Below are 20,885 nucleotides of genomic sequence, written 5' to 3' on the forward strand. Positions count from 1 at the left end.
GACCAGCGTTCCCCCGTCGTTGGCTGGCGGTTCACCGATCACTGTATGGCTCTGCACACGCTCTGAACAGTGATTTCCCTCTCCGCTCAGCCTTTCTCGCCGAGCCGAAAGCTGCCCAGAGCCAGCTATGCGGCAGCTGTGAAAGTCCGACCGGAGCGTCTTTGTTCACGGTACCCGGCAGCACCGGGTCGCCATCAGGCGCAACGGAACGGGGATCCTTTCGTTACCCGCCGGGTTCGGTTCGCCGGCGTCAGGAGACAGCCAGGTGACCAGCGGCGGCGTCGACGTCACCGGGCTCGTGCACCAGCATCTCCGCCTCGTCGCGGGCCAGCGCGACGGTCGCGACGACCACGACGGTGATCGCGACCGCCAGGCTCAGCACCTGTCCCTCACCGGCGTGCACCACCTCGCCGAGCACGGTCACGCCCAGCACCGAGGCGATCACCGGTCTGGACACGGTGATCGTCGGCAGGGTCGCCGTCAGCGCACCCAGCCGCAGCGCCGACTGTTGCAGCATCAGTCCCAGCGGCAGCACTGCCATCCACGCGTACAACTCGGGCGCCCGCGCCAGCGCCGAAAAGCCCTCGCCGAGTTCGGCCATAACGCCTTTGGTCAGCACGGTGAAGACGGCCAGCGTCGCAGCCGACGCCAACGCGAGCAGCACCGCCGAAACCGCGCCCGATGCCACCCGCGCCCCCACCACGCACAACAACACCGCGGGCACCATCACCGCGGCCACCACGAGCCAGGAGTGCAGCGGGGCCCGTGCGTAACCGGCGGTGGGGTCACCGGCCAATACGATCACCGCGACCGCCGCGGCCAACAAGACCGCCCACAGCCACTCCTTGGCGGTGCAGCGGTGGTGGGTCAACCGGGCGTCGATCGGCAGCGCGAACAGCAGTGCGGTGGCTTGTAATGCCTGTACCAGCACTACCGAACCCAGGGTCAGGGCAAGCGCCTGCAACACGAAGCTGCCCAGCGCCGCCAGGCTGCCCAGCCACCACTGGACGTGTCGCAGCGACAGCTGGAACAGCGTGAGATGCCCGACGTTCTCGTCGGACACCTGTTGCGCCGACCGCTGCAGGATCACATAGCTGACACCGGCCAGCAGTGCTGCGCCCAGCGCCAGCAACGTCGCATATTCGACGTTGCCCATTGATGACCTCCTGCAAACAACCGGGCCGAAATGTTTCCGATAGCCGTTCAATAATGACCGGTGCGCGCCGGATAAGCGGGACAACCGGAATTTCCGGCTGAAATGGTTGTCCGGGCCGGTTGTTTAGCCCCGAGAGCGCAACACAGCCGACGGAACGGTTCCAGGTTGGGGCGGATGCTGCATTATTGGTGCGTCCGGTTGGGCGAGGAATTACCGTCGTGGTTACTTCACCGCGCACGCGGTGCGTCGATCGGGTGGGGTTACCGGTGCACGTGCCCATGGGGTTGAGGAGTCGACGATGAGCTCCGCGCGAGGCTCGCGAGTAGGGACCCGCTTCGGGCCCTACTTCCTCAAGCGGCAGCTCGGCAGCGGCGGGATGGGCGAGGTCTACGAGGCCGTCGACACCGTCAGGCAACGCGTGGTCGCGCTCAAGCTGCTCTCCGATCGCCTCAGCCACGACCCGGTTTTCCGGATGCGTATGCAGCGCGAAGCCCGCAATGCGGGCCGGCTGCAGGAACCCCACGTGGTACCGATTCACGACTACGGCGAGATCGACGGCCAGCTATATCTGGACATGCGGTTGATCGAGGGCACCCACCTGGGGCTGCTGCTGGAGCGGTTCGGCCCGGTGCCCCCACCGTGGGCGGTGGCGCTGGTGCATCAGGTCGCCGCCGCATTGGACGCCGCGCACGCCGCCGGTGTGCAACACCGCGACGTCAAACCCGAGAACATCCTGGTCACTCAGGACGATTTCGTCTACCTGGTTGATTTCGGCATCGCCAGCGCCGCCACCGACGAAAAGCTGACCCAGATCGGCACCGCGGTGGGGACCTGGCGTTATATGGCGCCCGAACGGTTTTCCGACGCCGAAACCGACCATCGCGCCGACATCTACTCGCTGACTTGTGTGCTGCACGAGTGCCTCACCGGGACGCCGCCCTATCGGGCGGACAGCGCCGGGATGCTGATCACCGCTCACCTGATGGCACCCATTCCCAGACCAAGCCAGCTTCGCCCCGGTATTCCCGAGGCGTTCGACGCCGTCATCGCCAGGGGAATGGCGAAGAATCCGGAAGAACGCTTCGCCAGTGCCGGTGAGTTGGCCGCTGCCGCACACCAGGCACTCATCCCGACGCACCAGGCGCAGGAGTTCCGCATCCTCAAGCGCAGTGCGGAATCAGGAACGCGGCCGGAAGAGGCGGCCGAAAAGGCGACGGCGTTGCTGTCGATACCGCCATCCGGCGAGCCTGCGCCGGACCCGGAGTCGTTGACGGCTCACCGCGATGTGGATGTCGCCGCATCGGTGAAGTTCCCCAGGGGCCTGCTCTCATCGACGGGGGATTCGTCGTTCATCCCCGGCACCGCGCCCATCGGCCAGCCGGAATCGCCCCCACCACCGCCGGCGCCGCCTCCTCCCCCGGCAGAGCCGCCGCCGGCGCCCAAACCCGCGCCGGAGCCTCAGCCGGCCACGCCTCGCCCCTCATCGCTCACCGCGCGGCTCCACAACCCGTGGGTGCTGATCGCGGCGATCGCACTGGTGATTCTGCTGGTTTTCGCCGCGCAGGGAATCAGGCTCAGCCTGCGCCCGAGCCCGGCGGCAAGTCCGAAGACCACTACCGTCAGCCCGACGGAGCCGTCCATCGTCGCACCGCCCACCGCGTCGGCGGACGCGCTGGCGCGCCTGCTCAGCCTGCTACCGCTGGGTTACGCACCGGGAGCGTGCCGGCCGTTCCTGCCGCCCAAGGACGCGCTGGCCAGCGTGATCTGCGACAAGAACGTCGATCCCGGTGGTCCCAACCGGGCCGTCCTGACGTTGTTCGGGGAAACCGAAACGCTGCGCCAGTTCTTTGACGGGCTGTTGCGCACCGACATCATGGTGGACTGCCCGGGTGAATCGAAGTCACCGATGGACTGGCACCATGCCGACGGGCCGCAGATCGGCGGGCGGGCGTTCTGCGCGGTCCAGGACAGCAGCCCCTCGCTGATCTGGACCAATGAGGCACAGCTGACAATCGCTCTCACCCAGGGCGATCCGCAGGGGCCCACCCTCGCGCAGCTCGACGAGTGGTGGAAAAAGCATCGTTGAGCAGAAGGTGGCGGCACGCCGCGTGCCAAGCTGCTTGAATACTTGTTGGAAACCGGTTGGAGATCGCGGAGGTTCGCGCCGCAACTACCGACCGGAAAGGTGCCGCTGCGCGCGGCAGCTGCGCGTCGACCGCGCTAGAGGCAGAGGGTAGGTGACGAGCACGATGACGGGTGAGCAGCCCCGCAGCAACGACGCAGCAACAGCTGCATTGGTTTCGAAGCCGGTACCGGGGCCACGCCCGGGACCACGACCGGGTCCTCGGCCCGGTGCGACACCGCGGCCCGCGGCCCACCCATCGGCGCATCCGACGTCGACACTCCCGCACAACGACCCGCACCGTTTCGGGCGGGTCGACGACGACGGCACCGTGTGGCTGCTCAGCGCCTCCGGCGAGCGGGTGGTGGGCTCGTGGCAGGCGGGCGACCCCGAGGCGGCGTTCACCTATTTCGGCAGGCGCTACGACGATCTGAGCACCGAGATCGCCCTGATGGAGGAGCGGTTGGTGTCGGGCACCGGGGATCCCCGCAAGATCAACGCCAACGCCGGAGCCCTGCTCGAAAGCCTGCCGAGCGCGTGCGTGCTGGGCGACATCGACGCGCTGGCCGGCCGGTTGTCCGACATCCGCGCCCGCATCGACGTGTACGTCACCGCGCATCGCTCCCGACGCATGGAGCACCGCGCCGCCCAGACCGCCCGCAAGGAGGCACTCGCCGCCGAGGCCGAGGACCTGGCCGCCAACTCGACTCAATGGAAGACCGCCGGCGACCGGATGCGGGCGATCCTCGACGAATGGAAGACGATCACCGGGCTGGACCGCAAGGTCGACGACGCGCTGTGGAAGCGCTACTCCGCGGCCCGGGAGATCTTCAACCGGCGTCGCGGATCCCACTTCGCCGAACTCGACCGGGAGCGGTCCGGCGTGCGCCAGTCCAAGGAACGCCTGTGCGAGCGGGCCGAGGCGTTGTCCGAATCCACAGACTGGACCGCTACCAGCGCGGAGTTCCGCAAGCTGCTCACCGAATGGAAGGCGGCCGGACGCGCCAGCAAAGACGTGGACGACGCGCTGTGGCGTCGGTTCAAGGCGGCCCAGGACTCGTTCTTCACCGCCCGCAACGCCGTCACCGCGGAGAAAGACGCCGAGCTCCGGGCCAATGCAGCCGCCAAAGAGGCGCTGCTGGCTGAAGCCGAGAAGATCGACGCCAGCAACAACGAGGCCGCGCGGGCAGCGCTGCGCAGCATCGCCGACAAGTGGGACGCCATCGGCAAGGTCCCGCGGGAGCGGTCCGCGGAGCTGGAGCGGCGCCTGCGCGCGATCGAGAAGAAGGTGCGCGACGCCGGCGAATCAGACTGGGCCGACCCGCAGGCGCAGGCCCGTGCCGAGCAATTCCGCGCCCGCGCCGAGCAGTTCGAGCAGCAGGCCGCGAAGGCGGCCGTAGCGGGTAAGTCCAAGGAAGCCGAGGAGGCGAAGGCCAACGCCGAACAATGGCGGCAGTGGGCTGATGCGGCTGCCCAGGCGCTGACTCGCCGGTCCTAGGGATCCGTCGGTTCTTTGGACTGTAAGTCGTCGGAGCCGGCGGTGTCCGTGTTCAGACTGTCGAGCAGTGTCTTGGACTGATCTTGCGCCACGATGCGGCGACGTTGCTGCTCGGCGGCCAGTTGCACGATGGTGCGCTGCCACACCACCCGCGCCCAGTGAAAAGTCAACAGGATCACCGTGATCCACGAGACGAACAGTCCGATGCCAGGGCCGGGATGTCCAGCCGGCACGGTCTGGCGGGACCAGACCGCCAGCAGTCCGGTGGCGCTGGCCAGCATGGAGCCCGCAAGCGCGACCCATGCCACCGCCCATCGCCGGCTCAGCAACGCCAGTATCGAAAATCCCACGCCGAAGACCAGCGCCAGCCACGCGAAGACCTGCGACGGCAGCGCGACGGCGGCTGACCCGGCATCGTGGCTGTTGAACAGCACGTCCCAGCCGCGCACATTGCCGGTGTGCGGCAGGATGAACGAGCCAACCAACACGAACACCAGGACGGCAACGACCAAAGCCCTTGCACCCGGCTCGATTTCGCGGGCGACGCGGCGTTCGGCCGCTTCGATTTCAGACCGGTAGGCGTCGAAATCCGCCATCTCGAGTTCTCCGTTCATGCTATCGGCCGCATCCGGCCGGTTGAGCCGACACCGCGACGGGCAAGCCGACTCCCGGCATCCCCAGACCGATGCCGCCCCGCCGGCCCGAGGCGTGCGCGTCACCAGCCCGCGTCCGGCGGTGCGTCAGGATTCCTGAGTCGGCGATCAGATGGTGCGGGGCAGCGTCGGTGACCGCAACGGTGATGATGTCACCGGGACGCACCACCTGGTCACCGGCCGTGAAATGGACCAGCCGGCCGTCACGGGCCCGACCGCTCATGCGTGCGGTGCGGTTGTCCTTGCGGCCCTCGCCAGTGGCCACCAGCAGTTGCACCGTCTGGCCGACGAGCGCGCGGTTGTGCTGCAGAGAGATCTGCTCCTGCAGTTCCACCAGGCGCTCATACCGTTGCTGGACAACGGCTTTCGGCAATTGATCGGGTAGCTCGGCGGCGGGTGTGCCGGGGCGCGGGGAGTATTGAAAGGTGAAAGCGGCCGCGAATCGGGCGCGGGCCACGACGTCGAGGGTGGCGGCGAAGTCCTCTTCGGTCTCGCCGGGGAACCCGACAATCAGGTCGGTGGTGATGGCGGCATGCGGCATGGCCTTACGCACCCGGTCGATGATGCCGAGGTAGCGCTCGGCGCGGTAGGAGCGCCGCATCGCGCGCAGGATGCGGTCCGAACCGGATTGCAGTGGCATGTGCAGGGCCGGGCAGACGTTGGGGGTCTGGGCCATCGCCTCGATGACGTCGTCAGTGAATTCGGCCGGGTGCGGCGAGGTGAACCGCACCCGCTCCAGGCCGTCGACGTCGCCGCAGGCCCGCAGCAACTCGGCGAAGGCGCCCCGGTTGCGCGCAATGGCCGGGTCGGCGAAGGAGACGCCGTAAGCATTGACGTTCTGGCCGAGCAGGGTGATCTCGAGCACCCCGGAGTCGACCAAGGACCGCACCTCGGCCAGGATGTCGGCGGGACTTCGGTCCACCTCTTTGCCGCGCAGTGACGGCACGATACAGAACGTGCAACTGTTGTTGCAGCCGACCGAGATGGAAACCCATGCGGCGTAAGCAGATTCGCGAGCGCTGGGCAGTGATGACGGAAACTCCCGCAGCGCTTCGGCGATCTCCACCTGGGCTTGATTGTTGTGCCGGGCCCGCTCCAGCAGCGTGGGCAGCGACCCGATGTTGTGGGTGCCGAAGACCACGTCGACCCACGGCGCCTTGCGCAGCACCGCGTCGCGGTCCTTCTGCGCCAGGCAACCCCCGACCGCGATCTGCATGTCGGGGTTGATGCGCTTGCGCGGCGCCAGATGACTGAGGTTGCCGTACAACTTGTTGTCGGCGTTCTCCCGGACGGCACAGGTGTTGAAGACGACGATGTCGGCGTCGGTCCCCTCCGCCGCACGCTGGTAGCCCGCTGCTTCGAGCAGACCGGCCAGCCGTTCGGAATCGTGGACGTTCATCTGACAGCCGTAGGTGCGGACCTGGTAGGTACGCGTGGACCCCGGCACAGCCTTTGCCGCGTCCGCCGCGCCGCTTGCCACCGTCGAAGTCACGGGGGCCATGGTACTGGCGAACGGCACCGGCCCGGACCGTCGGCCGTCTCGCTAGACCTTCCGGCGTTCCCGTTCGGCCGCCAACTCGGCCAGCACCACCTCGCACGCCACGGTCTGGCTGTACCCACGGCGGGCCAGCATCCCGACCAGCCTGCGTGTCACTCGCGCGTCGTCCTCGCTGAGCACCTCACGCCGCAATCTGGCCCGTACCAGCTGCTCGGCCCGCTCCCGCTCGGCGCCGGGGTCGATACCGGCCAGCACCGTGTCGATGACCTCGTTGTCCACGCCCTTGATGTGCAACTCGGCGGCCAGCGCACGCTTACTCTTTCCCGCGTTCGCCCGCCGGGACTGCACCCACTGTTCGGCGAAGTCGGCGTCATCGATCAGCCCGACGCCGGCCAGCCGATCCAGGACCCGGTTGCCGACATCGTCGGGGTATCCCCGCTTGGCCAACTGACCGGCCAGCTCGGCCCTGGTCCGTGATCGCGCGGTGAGCAGGCGCAGGCACAGGGCCCGCGCCTGCTCCTCGCGACGCTCAGAAGTCGACGGGGGCGGGCAGGACGCTGTCATCGGTCACCACTGCACCAATGCCGAGCTTTTCCTTGATCTTCTTCTCGATCTCGTTGGCGATATCGCCGTTCTCCATCAAGAAGTTGCGAGCATTCTCCTTGCCCTGACCCAGCTGCTCACCCTCGTAGGTGAACCAAGCGCCAGACTTACGAATGAAGCCCTGATCGACACCCATGTCGATCAGCGAGCCTTCCCTGCTGATGCCCTTGCCGTAGAGAATGTCGAACTCGGCCTGCTTGAACGGTGGCGACACCTTGTTCTTGACCACCTTGACCCGAGTCCGGTTACCCACCGCGTTGGTGCCGTCCTTGAGCGTCTCGATCCGGCGCACGTCCAGGCGCACCGAGGCATAGAACTTCAGCGCCTTTCCGCCGGTGGTTGTCTCGGGTGATCCGAACATCACGCCGATCTTGTCCCGCAACTGGTTGATGAAAATCGCCGTGGTACCCGAATTACTCAGTGCACCAGTCATTTTCCGCAGCGCCTGGCTCATCAGCCGGGCCTGCAGACCGACATGGCTGTCACCCATCTCGCCTTCGAGTTCCGCGCGCGGCACCAGCGCCGCCACCGAGTCGATAACCACGATGTCGAGCGCGCCCGAACGGATCAGCATGTCGGCGATCTCGAGCGCCTGTTCCCCGGTGTCGGGCTGGCTGACCAACAGCGAATCGGTGTCGACACCCAGCTTCTTGGCGTAGTCCGGATCCAGCGCGTGCTCGGCGTCGATGAACGCCGCGACACCACCGGCGGCCTGGGCATTGGCCACCGCGTGCAGTGCAACGGTGGTCTTACCCGAGGACTCCGGACCGTAGATCTCGATGACCCGGCCCCGGGGCAGGCCGCCGATACCCAGGGCCACATCCAGTGCGATGGACCCGGTCGGGATCACTGAAATCGGCTGGCGCACCTCGTCCCCGAGGCGCATCACCGAGCCTTTGCCATAACTCTTCTCGATCTGGGCCATAGCCAGTTCGAGAGCCTTCTCGCGGTCAGGGGCTTGAGCCATGATGCCTCTCCTGTAGTCGGTGTTCGGTGACCGGTATCGGTCGGTTGGCCGTGACACTAGAGAAGGCCACCGACAAGTAGAGATCTCCGAATGGTCCCCACAGTAGCCGAACATTTGTTCGAGTCGAGTTCGACACGCCGGGTATGGCAGGATCGCCTCTCGAAGAACTCATGAACATCGCCGCGGAGCTATCCGAGATTTCCACTTATGGCGGGTTTTTCGCCCTGGCCGTGGGCGAAGACCCGACCGGGTGGCACCCCGTGACGCAGTCCTACGCCACCGGCTACTCGGATCTGATCGCCGCCACCGTTGCGCGCTACCGCACCGCGGACCTGCGGATCGGCGCCTCACTGGTACACCTCGGACACGCCGCCCGGCTGTGGTCACCGGTTCTGGCCTGCGTGCTCGCCCATCGCGTGATCCCCGACCTGACCGACCTGCAACGCGCCGACGAGGGCGCCCACCTACGGCTACCCGAACCCACCGGAGAACCCGCATCGCCCTGCTCCGAGCTTCTCTATCGCGTCGTCGTGCAGGACCACCTCGAACCGCTGGCGGCCGGACTGCAGGTCGGCCTGGCCCCGGGGTTGCTCTACGGCAACATCGCGTCGGCGCTGGCGGGAACCTCGCGCATGCTGCTGTCCGCGCGGCCGGACCTGCGGGAGCCGATAACCAGGATCACGACGGATCTGCTGCGCACCGGCGAGCTGGGCGGGACCGGCGTCATCACCAGCGCCGACCTGGACTTCCGGCGAAACAGCTGCTGCCTCTTCTACCGACTCCCGGGTGGCGGCAAATGCGGCGACTGCGCACTCTGATCACCACTGATCGCGCGGCACGTCGAAGTCGGCACACAAGGCCCGCCAGACCTCGCGGGGGTCAACACCGTCTTCGATCGCCTGAGCCGCGGTACGCCCGCCCAGTCCCGTCAGCACGTGGTCGACCAGCACCGAGGCGCCATAAGCCGAGCCGAACCGCAGCGCCACCCGCTCGTTGAACTCGGTCAGCCGCACGCCGCCCAAGCTACCGGTCAGCGGGCAATGCCAACGCCTCGTGGCACACCCGCACCGGATCGGCCACACCGCCGGCGCTCGCGGCGGCCTTCCGTGCCGCCGCACGGTACCCGGGCGACGACAGCACCTCACCGACCTCAGTGACCAGCGAATCGCCGGTCAATGGCCGGATCAGCCGCCCGCTGCCGTGGCGCACCACCCGATTGGCGATCTCCCACTGGTCCCCGCCGCCGGGAACCAGCACCAGGGGCACCCCGGCGAGCAGCGCTTTGGCCACCATCCCGTGACCACCGCCGCAGATCGCCAGATCCGCATGCGTCAACAGCTCGTCCTGACGGCCCAGGCCCACGGCAGCCCACGGCGGAACCGTCAGCTCCTCACCGCCCAGCCGCGACACCACCAACCGAGAACCCGCCGGCAGGGTCTCCCCCGGCCGCAGGGATTGCAGCGCGAGTTCGGCCATCCCCGTGGTGCCGGTCGACGCCGTCGACGGCGCAATCACCACCACCGGTCCGGAACCCGGCGGAATCGCAAGCGCCCGGTCGGTCGGCTCGAAGTGCAACGGCCCCACCACCACGGCCTCGTGCGGCCAGTCCGGACGCGCGACCTCCAGCGCGGGCAGGGTGGCGATCAGCCGCCGCAGGGGGCCGGGATCGCGGGCGGGCAGCCCGATCTCCACCCGGACGGCCGACCGCTGTCGCACACCGGCCCGCACCGACCTTGCCGTGAGCGCGCGCATCACGGTGTCGCGGAGCTTACCGCGCAGACCGGTGCCCGGCGCCAGACCACTTCCGATCGGCGGCAACCCTTTCGACGGCAGATACAGCGGATGCGGACTCAGCTCGACCCAGGGGATTCCCAGCAGCTCGGCGGCCAGCCCGCCGCCGGAGGTGATGACGTCGGAAACCACAAGGTCGGGGGCCAGCTCGCGCAGCGTCGGTGCGATCAGCACCGCCATTCGTGCGGCGCGACGGTGAATGCGGGCCCCGGCGTCGAGGTCCTCGTCGGTGGCCGCCAAACCGTCCAACTCCACCGCGTCGACGCCGGCCGCGCGGGCGGTGTCCAGCCACTCCACCCCGGTGAACAAGGTGGGCGTATCTCCGGCCGCCAGAAAGCGCAGGCACAGTGCGATCGCGGGGAACGAGTGTCCGGGATCGGGCCCCGCGACCACGGCGACGTGCATCCGCATCACCCTGCCACAGCCGCACTCGCCTAGGCTCAATGCCGAGCAGTTAGGGTGTGACTGGTGTTACAAATGTGAAATTCCGTGTGATGTGGTGAAAGGACAGGGGAACTCCCGGTATCGACGGGTTGTCCTCGCAAGACACCATCGCACCTGGGAGTTCCGCTGTCTGTTCAGTCTGTCATCCGTGCTTCGGTAGTGGTTGCGACGGGTCGGTTCGCGCCGGGGCATTTCGGCGAGTTGACCCAGATCGTCCCGTTCGAGATTTTCGACGCGGTGCTGGAATCGACCCGGACGGTGCAGGCCAGGCTTCGGGCGTTGCCGTCGCGTGTCGTGGTGTATCTGCTGCTGGCGGCGGCGTTGTTCGCCGAACTTGGCTAGGCCCAGGTGTGGGCCCGGATGATTGCGGGCCTGGACGGCATCGACGTCGCCGATCCGGGGTCCTCGGCGTTGGCCCAAGCCCGACGCCGCATCGGTGTCAAGCCGATGCGGGCACTGTTCGACCTGGTCCGCGGCCCCGCTGCCGACGCCCCGCGATGGCGCGGGCTGCTGGTCTGTGCGATCGACGGCACCTCGCTGTTCACTCCCGACGCCGCGGCGAACCTGGCCTCGTTCGGCCGGGCCGGCGGCGGCAACGGCCCCTCCGGATATCCGATGCTGCGGATGCTGACCGTGCTCGAGTGCGGCACCCGCACTGTGCTGGATGCGGTCTTTGGCACCGTGAATGTAGGTGAAACCAACTATGCACCAAAGCTCCTGGGGCTGCCTGCGCCACGGTATGCTGCTGCTCGCTGACCGCAACTTCGCCGCCGCGGACCTCATCGGGCAGGTCGCCGCCACGGGTGCGGACCTACTGTTCCGCGGCAAGATCAGCCGCAAACTTCCTGTGATCGGGCACTGTGGTGATGGCTCATGGCTGTCGCGGATCGGCACGACGACGGGCCGCGTGATCGACGCCCAGATCGTGGTGCGACTCGCCGGTGGCCCACGCCGTAGCGAGCGCTACCTGCTGATCACCACACTCATCGACCACCGGGCGATACCCCATTACCGAACTGCTCACCCGCTACCACCAACGCTGGGAGATCGAAACGTCCTACCTGGAACTGAAATCCACCATCCTTGGCGGTAGGGTGTTGCGCGCCCGCACACCCGAGGGGATCGCCCAGGAGATTCATGCCCTGCTGACCACCTACCAAGCGCTGCGCATCGCGATGTCCGACGCCACCGCTACCACCACCGGCACCGGTGACCGCGCGGGTTTCAGTATCGCCCTCAATGCCGCCCGTGACCAGGTCATTCAGGCTGCCGGCGTATGGCCGACACCACCATCGACGTCATCGGCATGACCGCCACGCCGTGCTCGATCACCTGATGCCGACCCGCCGCCGCCGAAGCAGTCCCCGGATCGTCAAACGCGCCATCTCCAAACACCTCGCCAAAGGCCCCGTCGACCGCACCAGCTACAACATCACCGTCGACGTCACCATCAACGGCCAGTTGACAACCGGCCCATGAACTTAACTACGCGGCATTGCGCCTAGGCTGGGAACCATGACTGAGCCAACTCAGACAACAACCAGTGACAACATCCGTACGGTCGAGGCATTCCTGTATGCGCTGCAGGACGAGGATTTCGAGGCTGCAGATGCGGCCTTGGCCGACGACCTGCTCTACGAGAATGTCGGATTCTCCAAGATCCGCGGCGGGCGGCGGGTGGCGAAGCTGTTTCGCCGGATGGAAGGCCGGCTCGGCTTTGAGGTCAAGTTCCACCGCGTGGCCGCCGACGGTCGCGCGGTGCTTACCGAGCGCACTGACGCATTGATCTTCGGTCCGCTGCGGATCCAATTCTGGGTCTGCGGCATCTTCGAGCTTCGCGACGGGCGAATCACGCTGTGGCGGGACTACTTCGATACCTTCGACATGCTCAAAGCGACCGTGCGCGGTCTGGCCGGAGTGGTCGTCCCCTCGTTGCGGCCCACTCTCTAAGTCACTAGCGCGCTACGCGGACCCGCCTTTGCCGCCGTCACCGCCGGTGCCGCCCTTGCCGCCGGTGCTGCCTACGTTGGTGGTGCCGGTCTGACCATTCTGGCCGGCGCCACCCTTCCCTCCGCGGCCATTGCCGCCCGTGCCGCCGTTGCCGCCGTTGCCGCCGTCGCCGCCATTGTTGCCGCCGACACCGTTAGCTCCGTCAGCGCCTTTGCCGCCCTTGCCGCCGTCGCCACCTGCCCCGGTAGTGCCGACCCCGCCGGTGCCGCCAATCCCGCCGTTACCCCCGTTGGTGCCGGCGCCCGCTGCGTTGTTACCGATGCCGCCGCCGCCGCCGTCGCCACCTTTGCCGCCGGTGCCGCCAGTCCCCCCGAGCCCACCGCCGCCGCCGGTGCCGCCGTTGCCGTTGAGGCCGCCCAGGCCGCCGGCGCCGCCGGTGCCGCCGCCCCCGCCGGCGATGACTCCGCCGCCGCCGCTGCCGCCAGTACCACCTGTGCCGCCAGTGCCGTTGGCTATCCCCCCGGTACCGCCTACGCCACCGTCGCCACCCTCGCCGCCGACACCCTTAGTGGCGGTGCCGCCGCTACCGCCGGCGCCGCCAGTGCCGCCCTTGCTGGTAGAGCCGCTGACCCCGCCAGTGCCGCCCATGCCGCCGATGCCTCCGTGGCCACCAGCGATTACGCCCGAGCCGCCCACGCCGCCGTCACCGCCATTCCCCGCCGCGCCGACGGTGCCGGCGCCACCGTTGCCGCCCTGGCCCCCATCGCCGCCAGTTCCATTGACGCCGGTTCCGGCGCCGCCCTGGCCGCCCTTGCCGCCACTGCCGGACGCGCCATTGGCGGCCTTGCCGCCATCCCCGCCGGCGCCGCCCGTTCCGCCGGTAGTGCCGCCGGCGCCGCCCTCGCCACCGGTGCCGCCATTGCCGGCTGCTCCAAGGCCGCCCTGGCCGCCGCTACCGCCCTTGCCACCGGTACCGCCGGTAGTGCCGCCGGCGCCGCCCTCGCCACCGGTGCCGCCATTGCCGGCTATCCCGCCGCCGCCGTTGCCGCCGCCGCCGCCGGCGCCGCCAGTTCCGCCGGTAGTGCCGCCGGCGCCGCCCTGGCCGCCGGCACCGCCGGCGCCGCCGGCGGCAAGGCTGCCCTGGCCGCCGCTACCGCCCTTGCCACCGGTGCCGCCGGTGGTAGCACCGCTACCCCCGGCGCCACCCTGTCCGCCGTCGGCAGGCCCGATGGTTCCGGCGCCGCCGCCGCCGTTACCGCCGTTGCCGCCCGCACCGCCGGGGCCGTTGGGGCTGTTTCCGCCGTTGCCGCCAGCGCCACCCTTACCCGCGGGCGCGGTGCCGTTGCTGTTGATGCCGTTGCCGCCGGTTCCTCCGGTACCGCCGCTAGGACTGCTGCCAGTGACCCCGTCCGCCCCCTTGGTGAACCCCGTGCCGCCGGTGCCGCCGGAGCCGCCGGCGCCGGCATTGCCGCCCCTGCCGCCGTCACCTCCGGGAGCGCCAGGAGTCACGGCATCGCCGCCGTTGCCGCCGTTACCAGGTGTGCCGCCCTGGCCACCGTCACCGCCCGCGCCCCCGACGCCATCGGTGCCGGCCTGACCCGCGAAGGCCTTACCGCCGAGGCCGCCGGTGCCGCCGGCGCCTCCGCCCCCGCCTTTGCCGCCGTCGCTACCGAGCAGCCCGGGTGCGCTCGGACCGGTTGTAGTGCCGTTAACGCCCTTTCCGCCGGTGCCACCATCCCCGCCGGAGCCGCCCGACCCGCCGTTGCCGCCGTTGCCCGCTTTGGTTCCACCGAACCCACCGTCACCGCCGGCCCCGCCGTTGCCGCCGAGCTGCCCGGGTTGCCCTGGCGCGCCGATGCCAGACCCGTTGGTACCCGCCGCACCGGTCATACCGATGCCGCCGATGCCTCCGTTGCCGCCGTTGCCGACGGATCCGGCGTCCCCGCCGCGGCCGCCCTTCCCGCCGTCCTGGCCGATGTTGATGGCGTCGGCGCCATCTCCACCCCGGCCGCCGTTGCCGCCGGTGGTGGGGGTGGCACCGGTCCCGCCCGTACTGCCCGTCGAGGAGCCGGCTCCGCCTTTGCCGCCGGATCCACCGCCGCCAGCGTTACCACCTTGGCCGCCAGCGCCGCCCATCCCGGTGCCGCCCTCGAGATAGGTACCGGACGCACCGGCCCCGCCGTCCCCTGCGACGCCGCCGGCGCCGCCGGACCCACCCGCGCCGCCGGCACCCTCTGCGGCCTTCTGGCCTGCCGCGTCCGCCCCGCCAGCGCCGCCGGTGCCGCCAGCTCCGCCAGTACCGCCAAAGCCGCCGTTGCCGCCGGTGTTGCCCGCGCCGCCGCGAGTACTGGCGTCCAGACCGTCGGCGCCATTGCCTCCTGCCCCGCCGCTACCGCCGGTGCCGCCGGCCCCGCCGACTCCGCCGACTCCGCCGTTGCTGCCACCGGCACCGCCGATGCCGCCGGTCCCGCCCTTGCCGCCGGCTTGCCCATCGGTGCCGTTGCTTCCTGGGGTGTTTGGCGATTTACCCGCGATGCCGGCCATTCCGTCGCCGCCGCGCCCGCCGGTGCCGCCGTTGCCGACTGACCCGCCGGCGCCACCTGCGCCGCCGGTCCCGCCGTCCCCCCCGGCGTTGATGGCAGTCGCGCCCGCGCCGCCGTCCCCGCCGTTGCCGCCGGTGGTCGGGGTGAAGCCGGTGGCTCCATTTTTGCCCGTGGTCGAGCCGGCCCCGCCGGTTCCGCCGGCTCCGCCCGTGCCGGTGTCGCCGCCGTGGCCGCCGGCGCCGCCCACGCCCGTCCCGCCACCGGCGAAGGTGCCGGCCGCGCCGTTGCCGCCATCGCCGGCCGCGCCGCCGGCGCCGCCGGCGCCGGCGGCCCCGCCGGCCCCTTGGCTGGCCTGCTGTCCGGCGGCATTGGTGCCGCCCAAACCGCCGGCCCCGCCGGCCCCGCCGGCCCCGCCCTTGCCGCCGGACCCGCCGGCTTGGCCCGCATCGCCCAACGTGGTGGCGCTGGCACCGGCGGTGCCATTGCCACCGGTGCCGCCGGTGGCTCCGGTGCCGCCGGCGCCGCCGACTCCACCGAGCCCGCCGACGGCACCACCAGCCCCGCCGACGCCGCCGGCCCCGCCCGCCCCGCCGGCTAGCCCGTTGGTGCCGTCGGCCCCGGGCGTGTTTAGAGACTTGCCCGCTGTGCCGGCCAGGCCGTCGCCGCCGCGGCCGCCAGTGCCGCCATTGCCGACTGACCCACCGGCCCCGCCGGCGCCACCGGTTCCGCCGTCGCCGCCTGCGGTGCTGGCAGTAGCTCCGTTACCTCCAGCTCCGCCATCTCCGCCGCTGGTCGGCGTGTAGCCGGCCGCCCCGGTTGCGCCAGTGGTGATCCCGGTCCCGCCCGCCCCGCCGGCGCCGCCGGTGCCAGGGTTGCCTCCCACTCCGCCTGCCCCGCCCACCCCGGTGCCGCCGCCGGCGAAGGTGCCCGTTGCGCCGGCACCGCCATCCCCGGCCGCCCCGCCCACTCCGCCTGCCCCGCCGGCCCCGCCGGCGCCTTGGGCGCCGCCGGTACCGATCAGGCTGCCGGCCCCGCCGGCCCCGCCCGCTCCGCCGACACCGCCGACACCGCCGCCACCACCACTGCCGCCGGTTTGCCCCGCGTCGCCGAAGTTGATGCCGTCAGCGCCGGTTGTTCCGGTCCCGCCAGCCCCCCCGAGTCCACCAGCGCCGCCGGTACCGCCCGCCCCGCCGGCGCCTATGAGCGTGCCGCCGGCACCTCCGGCGCCGCCCATCCCGCCGGCGCCGCCGTTACCACCGACGCCGCCGGTGTTGCCGGCGCCCACGCTCGCGGTCCCGGCTAGACCGGCCGCGCCGATCCCGCCGACACCGCCGGCCCCGCCGAGGCCGATCAAGCCGGCGTTCCCGCCGGCGCCACCGATTCCGCCGGCCGCCCCGAGCGCCGTAGCCGTCCCGCCGGCACCGCCGCCGCCCCCGTTGCCGAACAACCATCCGCCGGCCCCGCCGGCCCCACCGGCCGCGCCCGCCCCACCGGCTCCGCCGATCCCGCCATTGCCGAGCAACCCGGCGGCACCGCCTGACCCGCCGACCATCCCGGCCGCGGTCTGCGAATAGCCGTTGCCACCGTTGCCGTACAGCCATCCACCGACTCCGCCGTTGGGACTGGCCGCTGATCCATTGGCCCCGTTGCCGATGAACGGCCGCCCGAACACTGCCTGGCTGGGCGCGTTGATCAGACCCCAGAATTGCTGCTCGAGAGCCTGCAACGGCGAAGCGTTAACGGCCTCAGCGCCCGCATACGCGGCTCCGGCAGAACTCAGCGCCCGGACGAACTGGTCGTGGAACGCCGCAACCGGCCCGCTCAGTGCCTGGTACTCGCGGCCGTAAGTGCCGAACAGCGAAGCGATCGCCGCCGACACGTCGTCGTGAGCGGCGGCAACTAAACCGGTGGTCGGCAACGCGGCCGTCGCGTTTGCTGTCGTGATCGCTGAGCCGATTCCGGCGACGTCCGCCGCTGCTGCTGAAACTATTTCTGGGACCGTGCGTAGATACGACATACGCTGCCCCCTATTTCGCGCATACGACATCCCGTCGGCCGCTAGGCAGGTGCCAGTTCGGCATGTAGTCATGCTGTCACGCGTGTCAATGGCCAAGTGAAAGTCCCCGTGTTTGGCCCGGAAAGTCCCCACTCCGGTAGGTGGGGAGTTGTCCTGCAGGGTTGGTTAGGGGCGTCCTCCCTGCTTGGGGTTGGTGTGGCGCATCCGGTAGGAATCGCCGTCACCAGCCGCGCTGGGACACCGCCAAAGAACTCCAACGCCGCCACATGCAAGGCGTTCCAAGACGTTTGGTCCATCAGCAGCACCGGGTGGACCAACATCATCCGCGAACACGACAGGATCATCGCGAACGCCCACACCGCCACCCGGCGCCCCGAGGCCGGCTCCAACCAAAGGCCGAGCTTGCCGTAGTCGATCTGGGCGTCGCTGCCCGCCTCGACCGCACCGTGTGGCACCGTCACCTTTCCTTCGAGGCGTTGTTCGGTGAAAGTGGTTGCAATGTAACGACGTACCGTCGACTTTGACACCGGCACGTGGTGGTCATCACGCAACCGCTGTTGCCATAAACCGGAGCGGCAGGGTGTCGCGGCCCTGGCCCGCATTGCACTCTGAACACAGCGCAAGCAAGTTCTCATCGTCGTACAGCTCGGCGTCAAACAGTCCTTCGGCTTTCCCATCGTGGAGGGAGATCCAATGCGCTACATTCAGCGGGACGCCGGTGCGGCCACACCTCAGGCATCTGCTGTTGTCGCGTGTAAGGATGCGGGTTCGCTGGCTTGGACTAATCTGCGGACGGCTGCGCAGTGATCGGTGGGGACGATCAGTTTCCCACGCGGTGTCCTGACTAGGCCCTGCGCAGGCCGCCGAGTTCGTCAAAGGCCTGCGCCCAGCCCAGTAGGCGATCGGTGGCGCCGGCGAGTTCGTCGCGGTAGCGCTGTTGCGCCAGCGGCGCCACCCCGACTGCGCCGTCCCCGCTCACCGAAGACACCAGATGCGCTGCGGCAGTGACCATTTCGTTGTACTGCCGGACGCCGGCGCCCAGCTGCGCGGTGTAGGCGTTGATGGTCGGTACCAGATACTGACGCGAGGCTTCGGCATTGTGCGCGGCTCGTTCCATCGAGACCACTTCGGCGGCGGTGGCCGCCATGGCCGCCGAGGTGCGCTTGGCCGCGTCGGTCAGGTCGGTGATCTCGTCGGGCGGCAGCATCGCGCCCCGCTCGATCACCCCCAGCAGCGAGAAGAAGCCGCGCTCGGAGGCGCCCAAGGCATACATGGCCGGCCGGGCCGCCGAACCGGATGGTGGCAGCCGACGGGGATTGGTCGGCCGTTGGGCCGGCAGCGGCTCGGACTTCAACCAGTAGTAGCGAAAGAACAACAAGGTCGCCGGAATCACCATGACGACGGCGACGGCGCCGGTGATCTGCAGCAATAGCGCGAACCAGCCCCAGGCCGCCAGCACGGCGGTCACCAGCCCCCAGAACACCACGCCGGCGGTGAAGACCCAGGCCCAGCGCAGCGCTCGGCGCCGCCGGCGCAACTGGCGTGCACGGGGATCGCTGGCAGCGCTGATCTTGCGCGCAAGCAGGTCGGTCAGATCGGCGGCGGTGTCGAATCCACGCTGTAGCAGCCCACGCCACAGCCCGCGCTGGTTCGACTTCACCGCCATCAATCCACCTACTGACCGAAGGGCTTGTCGGGGATTGCTCCGCCTGGCTCGGTGGCCGGTGTGGCCGGGGCGACGCCGGGTGCGGCCGCGCCGCCGGCCGGCAGTGCCTCACCACGCATTGACGCCCGGATCTGCTCCAGCCGGGAATGCCCGGCCATCTGGACGCCGGCCTGCTCGACCTCGAGCATGCGACCCTGCACCGAGCTCTGCGCGAGTTCGGCCGAACCGATCGCGTTGGCGTACCGACGCTCGATCTTGTCGCGCACCTCATCGAGGCTGGGCGTGTTGCCCGGCGCGGCGAGATCGCTCATCGACCTCAGCGACGCGCTGACCTGCTCCTGCATCTTGGCCTGCTCGAGCTGGCTGAGCAGCTTGGTGCGCTCGGCGATCTTCTGCTGCAGCATCATCGCGTTGCGCTCGACGGCCTTCTTCGCCTGCCCCGCTGCCTGCAGGGCCTGGTCGTGCAGAGCCTTGAGGTCTTCCACGCTCTGCTCGGCGGTCACCAGCTGCGCCGCGAAGGCTTCGGCGGCGTTGTTGTATTCCGTGGCCTTCGCGGCGTCCCCACTGGCAACGGCCTGGTCGGCGAGGGTAAGCGCTTGGCGCACGTTGACCTGCAACTTCTCGATGTCGGCCAGTTGGCGGTTGAGCCGCATCTCCAGCTGACGCTGGTTGCCGATCACTTGCGCGGCCTGCTGGGTCAGCGCCTGGTGGGTGCGCTGAGCTTCCTCGATGGCCTGCTGAATCTGCACTTTCGGGTCGGCGTGCTCGTCAATCTTGGAGTTGAACAGCGCCATGAGGTACTTCCACGCTTTGACGAACGGATTGGCCATCAGTTAGCTCCGCCTTCGCTTCTACTTGTGGTCCGGATGGGCCGCAACGCTTACCCTGCCGCTCAATTTAATGGGTCAGCTCTCATCGCCCCACCCATGGTGCATATCTCGCGGAAGCGGGTCTACCCGCCGCGCTCACGCCACGGCCAGCGAGACCACCGGAGGGATCACGACCTTGATGCTGGCATCGATCGTGGCAGCGCGGTTAGCACGCTCTTCGCGAGCCATTCGCTCCCCCGCATCGATGAGCACCTGCGACAGCGGAACGCTCAAAGCGTCGCAGATCGCATTGAGCAGCTCGCTGGACGGTTCCTTGCGGCCTCGTTCGATCTCCGACAGGTACCCCAGGCTTACCCGCGCCGAATCGGACACCTCGCGCAACGTCCGGCCCTGCGATGTCCGGGCCCCCCGCAGCACGTCGCCAACCACCTCGCGCACTAGTGACGCCATCGTGCTTCCCCTTCGTCCGGTCATCCCCAAGAAAACATGGGACTTCACCTGAACGCAGGCGCCTGCCGCATTGGTTCCCTAAGCGTCGTGTCGAGTGCGACGAATTTCCCGGATTGCCGAGGCGACGTAGTCGATGCCGGTGACCACCGTCAGGAGAATGGCCAGACCCATCACGATCTCGGCCGCGGTGTGCAACACCCCGGACAGCGGCAGGACGAACAACCCGATCGCCACCGCCTGCACCACGGTCTTGAGCTTGCCGCCCCAGCTGGCGGGAATGACGCCGCGACGGATGACGGCCAGCCGCAACACGGTGATCGCCACTTCGCGGGTCAGGATCAGCACCGTCACCCACCACGGCAGGTCACCGAGCATGGACAGCCCGATCAGCGCGGCTCCGATCAGTGTCTTGTCGGCGATCGGGTCCACGAACGCGCCGAATTCGGTCGCCATGCCGTAATTGCGGGCGAGCAGGCCGTCGAAGCGGTCGGTGATGACGGCCACCGCAAAGATCGCCCAGGCCACCACCCGTGCCCAGGTGTGGTGGCCGTCGCCGTAGAACAGCGCGTAAAGGAAGATCGGAACCAGGAGCAGCCGCAGCAATGTAAGCACATTCGCCAAATTGGCGATGCGGGCTTTGCCCGCTACCTGACCCGTCTGCGGCTGCCCCGACACGGCATCAGAATAGCGGCTGACC

General features: G+C 69.3%; 19 protein-coding genes and 2 pseudogenes. 8 read left to right on the top strand and 13 right to left on the bottom strand.

The annotated features are described in order from the left end of the window. Positions 1-250: 250 nt before the first annotated feature. Positions 251-1,156: a DMT family transporter gene (locus ACX9NE_RS13520; RefSeq protein ID WP_459362046.1), complete on the bottom strand. Its 906-nt coding sequence runs from the start codon at positions 1,154-1,156 to the stop codon at positions 251-253. A 298-nt stretch (positions 1,157-1,454) separates the two neighbouring features. Here ACX9NE_RS13520 and ACX9NE_RS13525 point away from each other — a divergent pair, with 298 nt between their 5' ends. Next, positions 1,455-3,242 (top strand): serine/threonine-protein kinase, encoded by a 1,788-nt coding sequence (locus tag ACX9NE_RS13525; RefSeq protein WP_459362045.1) that lies wholly within the window; start codon positions 1,455-1,457, stop codon positions 3,240-3,242. 163 nt (positions 3,243-3,405) lie between these two features. Continuing rightward, entirely contained in the window at positions 3,406-4,776 is a 1,371-nt protein-coding gene (locus tag ACX9NE_RS13530; protein ID WP_459362153.1) for a DUF349 domain-containing protein, read from the top strand. On the opposite strand, the gene ACX9NE_RS13535 is transcribed toward ACX9NE_RS13530, so the two are convergent. Genes ACX9NE_RS13535 through recA form a run of 4 tightly spaced genes read right to left on the bottom strand, consistent with a single transcriptional unit; the run spans position 4,773 to position 8,497 of the window. Continuing rightward, positions 4,773-5,390, bottom strand: coding sequence for an Rv2732c family membrane protein (locus ACX9NE_RS13535; RefSeq protein WP_459362044.1), 618 nt, complete (start codon positions 5,388-5,390; stop codon positions 4,773-4,775). The genes ACX9NE_RS13530 and ACX9NE_RS13535 overlap by 4 nt on opposite strands. A gap of 1 nt (position 5,391) precedes the next feature. Next, positions 5,392-6,930 (bottom strand): tRNA (N6-isopentenyl adenosine(37)-C2)-methylthiotransferase MiaB, encoded by a 1,539-nt coding sequence (gene miaB / locus ACX9NE_RS13540; RefSeq protein WP_459362152.1) that lies wholly within the window; start codon positions 6,928-6,930, stop codon positions 5,392-5,394. 42 nt (positions 6,931-6,972) lie between these two features. Then, positions 6,973-7,491: a recombination regulator RecX gene (gene recX, locus ACX9NE_RS13545; RefSeq protein WP_459362043.1), complete on the bottom strand. Its 519-nt coding sequence runs from the start codon at positions 7,489-7,491 to the stop codon at positions 6,973-6,975. Next, on the bottom strand, positions 7,457-8,497 hold the full coding sequence (recA, locus tag ACX9NE_RS13550; RefSeq protein WP_459362042.1) for a recombinase RecA: 1,041 nt from the start codon (positions 8,495-8,497) through the stop codon (positions 7,457-7,459). The genes recX and recA overlap by 35 nt, the downstream gene beginning before the upstream one ends. A gap of 170 nt (positions 8,498-8,667) precedes the next feature. Between recA and ACX9NE_RS13555 the strand changes: the two genes are divergently transcribed. After that, positions 8,668-9,315 (top strand): (2Fe-2S)-binding protein, encoded by a 648-nt coding sequence (locus ACX9NE_RS13555; RefSeq protein WP_459362151.1) that lies wholly within the window; start codon positions 8,668-8,670, stop codon positions 9,313-9,315. Here ACX9NE_RS13555 and ACX9NE_RS13560 read toward each other — a convergent pair whose 3' ends face one another. Continuing rightward, a complete protein-coding gene (locus ACX9NE_RS13560) occupies positions 9,316-9,510 on the bottom strand; it encodes a DUF3046 domain-containing protein (protein WP_459362041.1) in 195 nt (64 codons plus the stop codon). Positions 9,511-9,520: 10 nt separating this feature from the next. Continuing rightward, a complete protein-coding gene (locus ACX9NE_RS13565) occupies positions 9,521-10,693 on the bottom strand; it encodes a glycosyltransferase (protein WP_459362040.1) in 1,173 nt (390 codons plus the stop codon). A gap of 198 nt (positions 10,694-10,891) precedes the next feature. Between ACX9NE_RS13565 and ACX9NE_RS13570 the strand changes: the two are divergent. The 5 genes and pseudogenes from ACX9NE_RS13570 to ACX9NE_RS13590 all read left to right on the top strand — a co-directional run bounded on the left by ACX9NE_RS13570 (position 10,892) and on the right by ACX9NE_RS13590 (position 12,682). Beyond that, positions 10,892-11,488 (top strand): annotated as a pseudogene (locus ACX9NE_RS13570) (transposase domain-containing protein). Then, a complete protein-coding gene (locus ACX9NE_RS13575) occupies positions 11,472-11,825 on the top strand; it encodes a hypothetical protein (protein WP_459362039.1) in 354 nt (117 codons plus the stop codon). Before ACX9NE_RS13570 ends, ACX9NE_RS13575 begins: the two are co-directional and overlap by 17 nt. Beyond that, positions 11,800-12,042: a hypothetical protein gene (locus ACX9NE_RS13580; protein WP_459377732.1), complete on the top strand. Its 243-nt coding sequence runs from the start codon at positions 11,800-11,802 to the stop codon at positions 12,040-12,042. The genes ACX9NE_RS13575 and ACX9NE_RS13580 overlap by 26 nt, the downstream gene beginning before the upstream one ends. A gap of 25 nt (positions 12,043-12,067) precedes the next feature. Next, positions 12,068-12,211, top strand: a complete 144-nt coding sequence (locus ACX9NE_RS13585; protein ID WP_459362038.1) for a hypothetical protein — start codon at positions 12,068-12,070, stop codon at positions 12,209-12,211. A gap of 36 nt (positions 12,212-12,247) precedes the next feature. Further along, positions 12,248-12,682, top strand: a complete 435-nt coding sequence (locus tag ACX9NE_RS13590; protein ID WP_459362037.1) for a limonene-1,2-epoxide hydrolase family protein — start codon at positions 12,248-12,250, stop codon at positions 12,680-12,682. Between the two features lie 12 nt (positions 12,683-12,694). Here the strand turns inward: ACX9NE_RS13590 and ACX9NE_RS13595 are convergent, their stop codons facing one another. The 6 genes and pseudogenes from ACX9NE_RS13595 to pgsA form a co-directional block, all read right to left on the bottom strand. Then, positions 12,695-17,242 carry a PE family protein gene (locus ACX9NE_RS13595; protein ID WP_459362036.1) on the bottom strand — a complete coding sequence of 1,516 codons (4,548 nt, stop codon included), beginning with the start codon at positions 17,240-17,242 and terminating at the stop codon, positions 12,695-12,697. A gap of 221 nt (positions 17,243-17,463) precedes the next feature. Then, a pseudogene (locus tag ACX9NE_RS13600) lies at positions 17,464-17,799 on the bottom strand (IS21 family transposase); the annotation flags it as partial. Between the two features lie 287 nt (positions 17,800-18,086). Next, positions 18,087-18,908, bottom strand: a complete 822-nt coding sequence (gene pspM, locus ACX9NE_RS13605; RefSeq protein WP_459362035.1) for a phage shock envelope stress response protein PspM — start codon at positions 18,906-18,908, stop codon at positions 18,087-18,089. Positions 18,909-18,916: 8 nt separating this feature from the next. Continuing rightward, complete coding sequence (gene pspA, locus ACX9NE_RS13610; protein WP_459362034.1) at positions 18,917-19,738, bottom strand: phage shock protein PspA; 822 nt, start codon at positions 19,736-19,738, stop codon at positions 18,917-18,919. A 135-nt stretch (positions 19,739-19,873) separates the two neighbouring features. Beyond that, the gene (clgR, locus tag ACX9NE_RS13615) at positions 19,874-20,188 is read right to left on the bottom strand and encodes a transcriptional regulator ClgR (RefSeq protein WP_459362033.1); all 315 of its coding nucleotides are present in this window, start codon (positions 20,186-20,188) and stop codon (positions 19,874-19,876) included. A 78-nt stretch (positions 20,189-20,266) separates the two neighbouring features. Further along, complete coding sequence (pgsA, locus tag ACX9NE_RS13620) at positions 20,267-20,863, bottom strand: CDP-diacylglycerol--glycerol-3-phosphate 3-phosphatidyltransferase (protein WP_459362032.1); 597 nt, start codon at positions 20,861-20,863, stop codon at positions 20,267-20,269. Positions 20,864-20,885: the final 22 nt, after the last annotated feature.

The organism is Mycobacterium sp. ML4 (assembly GCF_054515735.1).

Coding starts and splice junctions, on each gene's coding strand:
- ACX9NE_RS13520 (WP_459362046.1), bottom strand. CDS start 1,156: ATGGGCAACGTCGAATATGCGACGTTGCTGGCGCTGGGCGCAGCACTG.
- ACX9NE_RS13525 (WP_459362045.1), top strand. CDS start 1,455: ATGAGCTCCGCGCGAGGCTCGCGAGTAGGGACCCGCTTCGGGCCCTAC.
- ACX9NE_RS13530 (WP_459362153.1), top strand. CDS start 3,406: ATGACGGGTGAGCAGCCCCGCAGCAACGACGCAGCAACAGCTGCATTG.
- ACX9NE_RS13535 (WP_459362044.1), bottom strand. CDS start 5,390: ATGAACGGAGAACTCGAGATGGCGGATTTCGACGCCTACCGGTCTGAA.
- miaB (WP_459362152.1), bottom strand. CDS start 6,930: ATGGCCCCCGTGACTTCGACGGTGGCAAGCGGCGCGGCGGACGCGGCA.
- recX (WP_459362043.1), bottom strand. CDS start 7,491: ATGACAGCGTCCTGCCCGCCCCCGTCGACTTCTGAGCGTCGCGAGGAG.
- recA (WP_459362042.1), bottom strand. CDS start 8,497: ATGGCTCAAGCCCCTGACCGCGAGAAGGCTCTCGAACTGGCTATGGCC.
- ACX9NE_RS13555 (WP_459362151.1), top strand. CDS start 8,668: ATGAACATCGCCGCGGAGCTATCCGAGATTTCCACTTATGGCGGGTTT.
- ACX9NE_RS13565 (WP_459362040.1), bottom strand. CDS start 10,693: ATGCACGTCGCCGTGGTCGCGGGGCCCGATCCCGGACACTCGTTCCCC.
- ACX9NE_RS13575 (WP_459362039.1), top strand. CDS start 11,472: ATGCTGCTGCTCGCTGACCGCAACTTCGCCGCCGCGGACCTCATCGGG.
- ACX9NE_RS13585 (WP_459362038.1), top strand. CDS start 12,068: ATGCCGACCCGCCGCCGCCGAAGCAGTCCCCGGATCGTCAAACGCGCC.
- ACX9NE_RS13590 (WP_459362037.1), top strand. CDS start 12,248: ATGACTGAGCCAACTCAGACAACAACCAGTGACAACATCCGTACGGTC.
- ACX9NE_RS13595 (WP_459362036.1), bottom strand. CDS start 17,242: ATGTCGTATCTACGCACGGTCCCAGAAATAGTTTCAGCAGCAGCGGCG.
- pspM (WP_459362035.1), bottom strand. CDS start 18,908: ATGGCGGTGAAGTCGAACCAGCGCGGGCTGTGGCGTGGGCTGCTACAG.
- pspA (WP_459362034.1), bottom strand. CDS start 19,738: ATGGCCAATCCGTTCGTCAAAGCGTGGAAGTACCTCATGGCGCTGTTC.
- clgR (WP_459362033.1), bottom strand. CDS start 20,188: ATGGCGTCACTAGTGCGCGAGGTGGTTGGCGACGTGCTGCGGGGGGCC.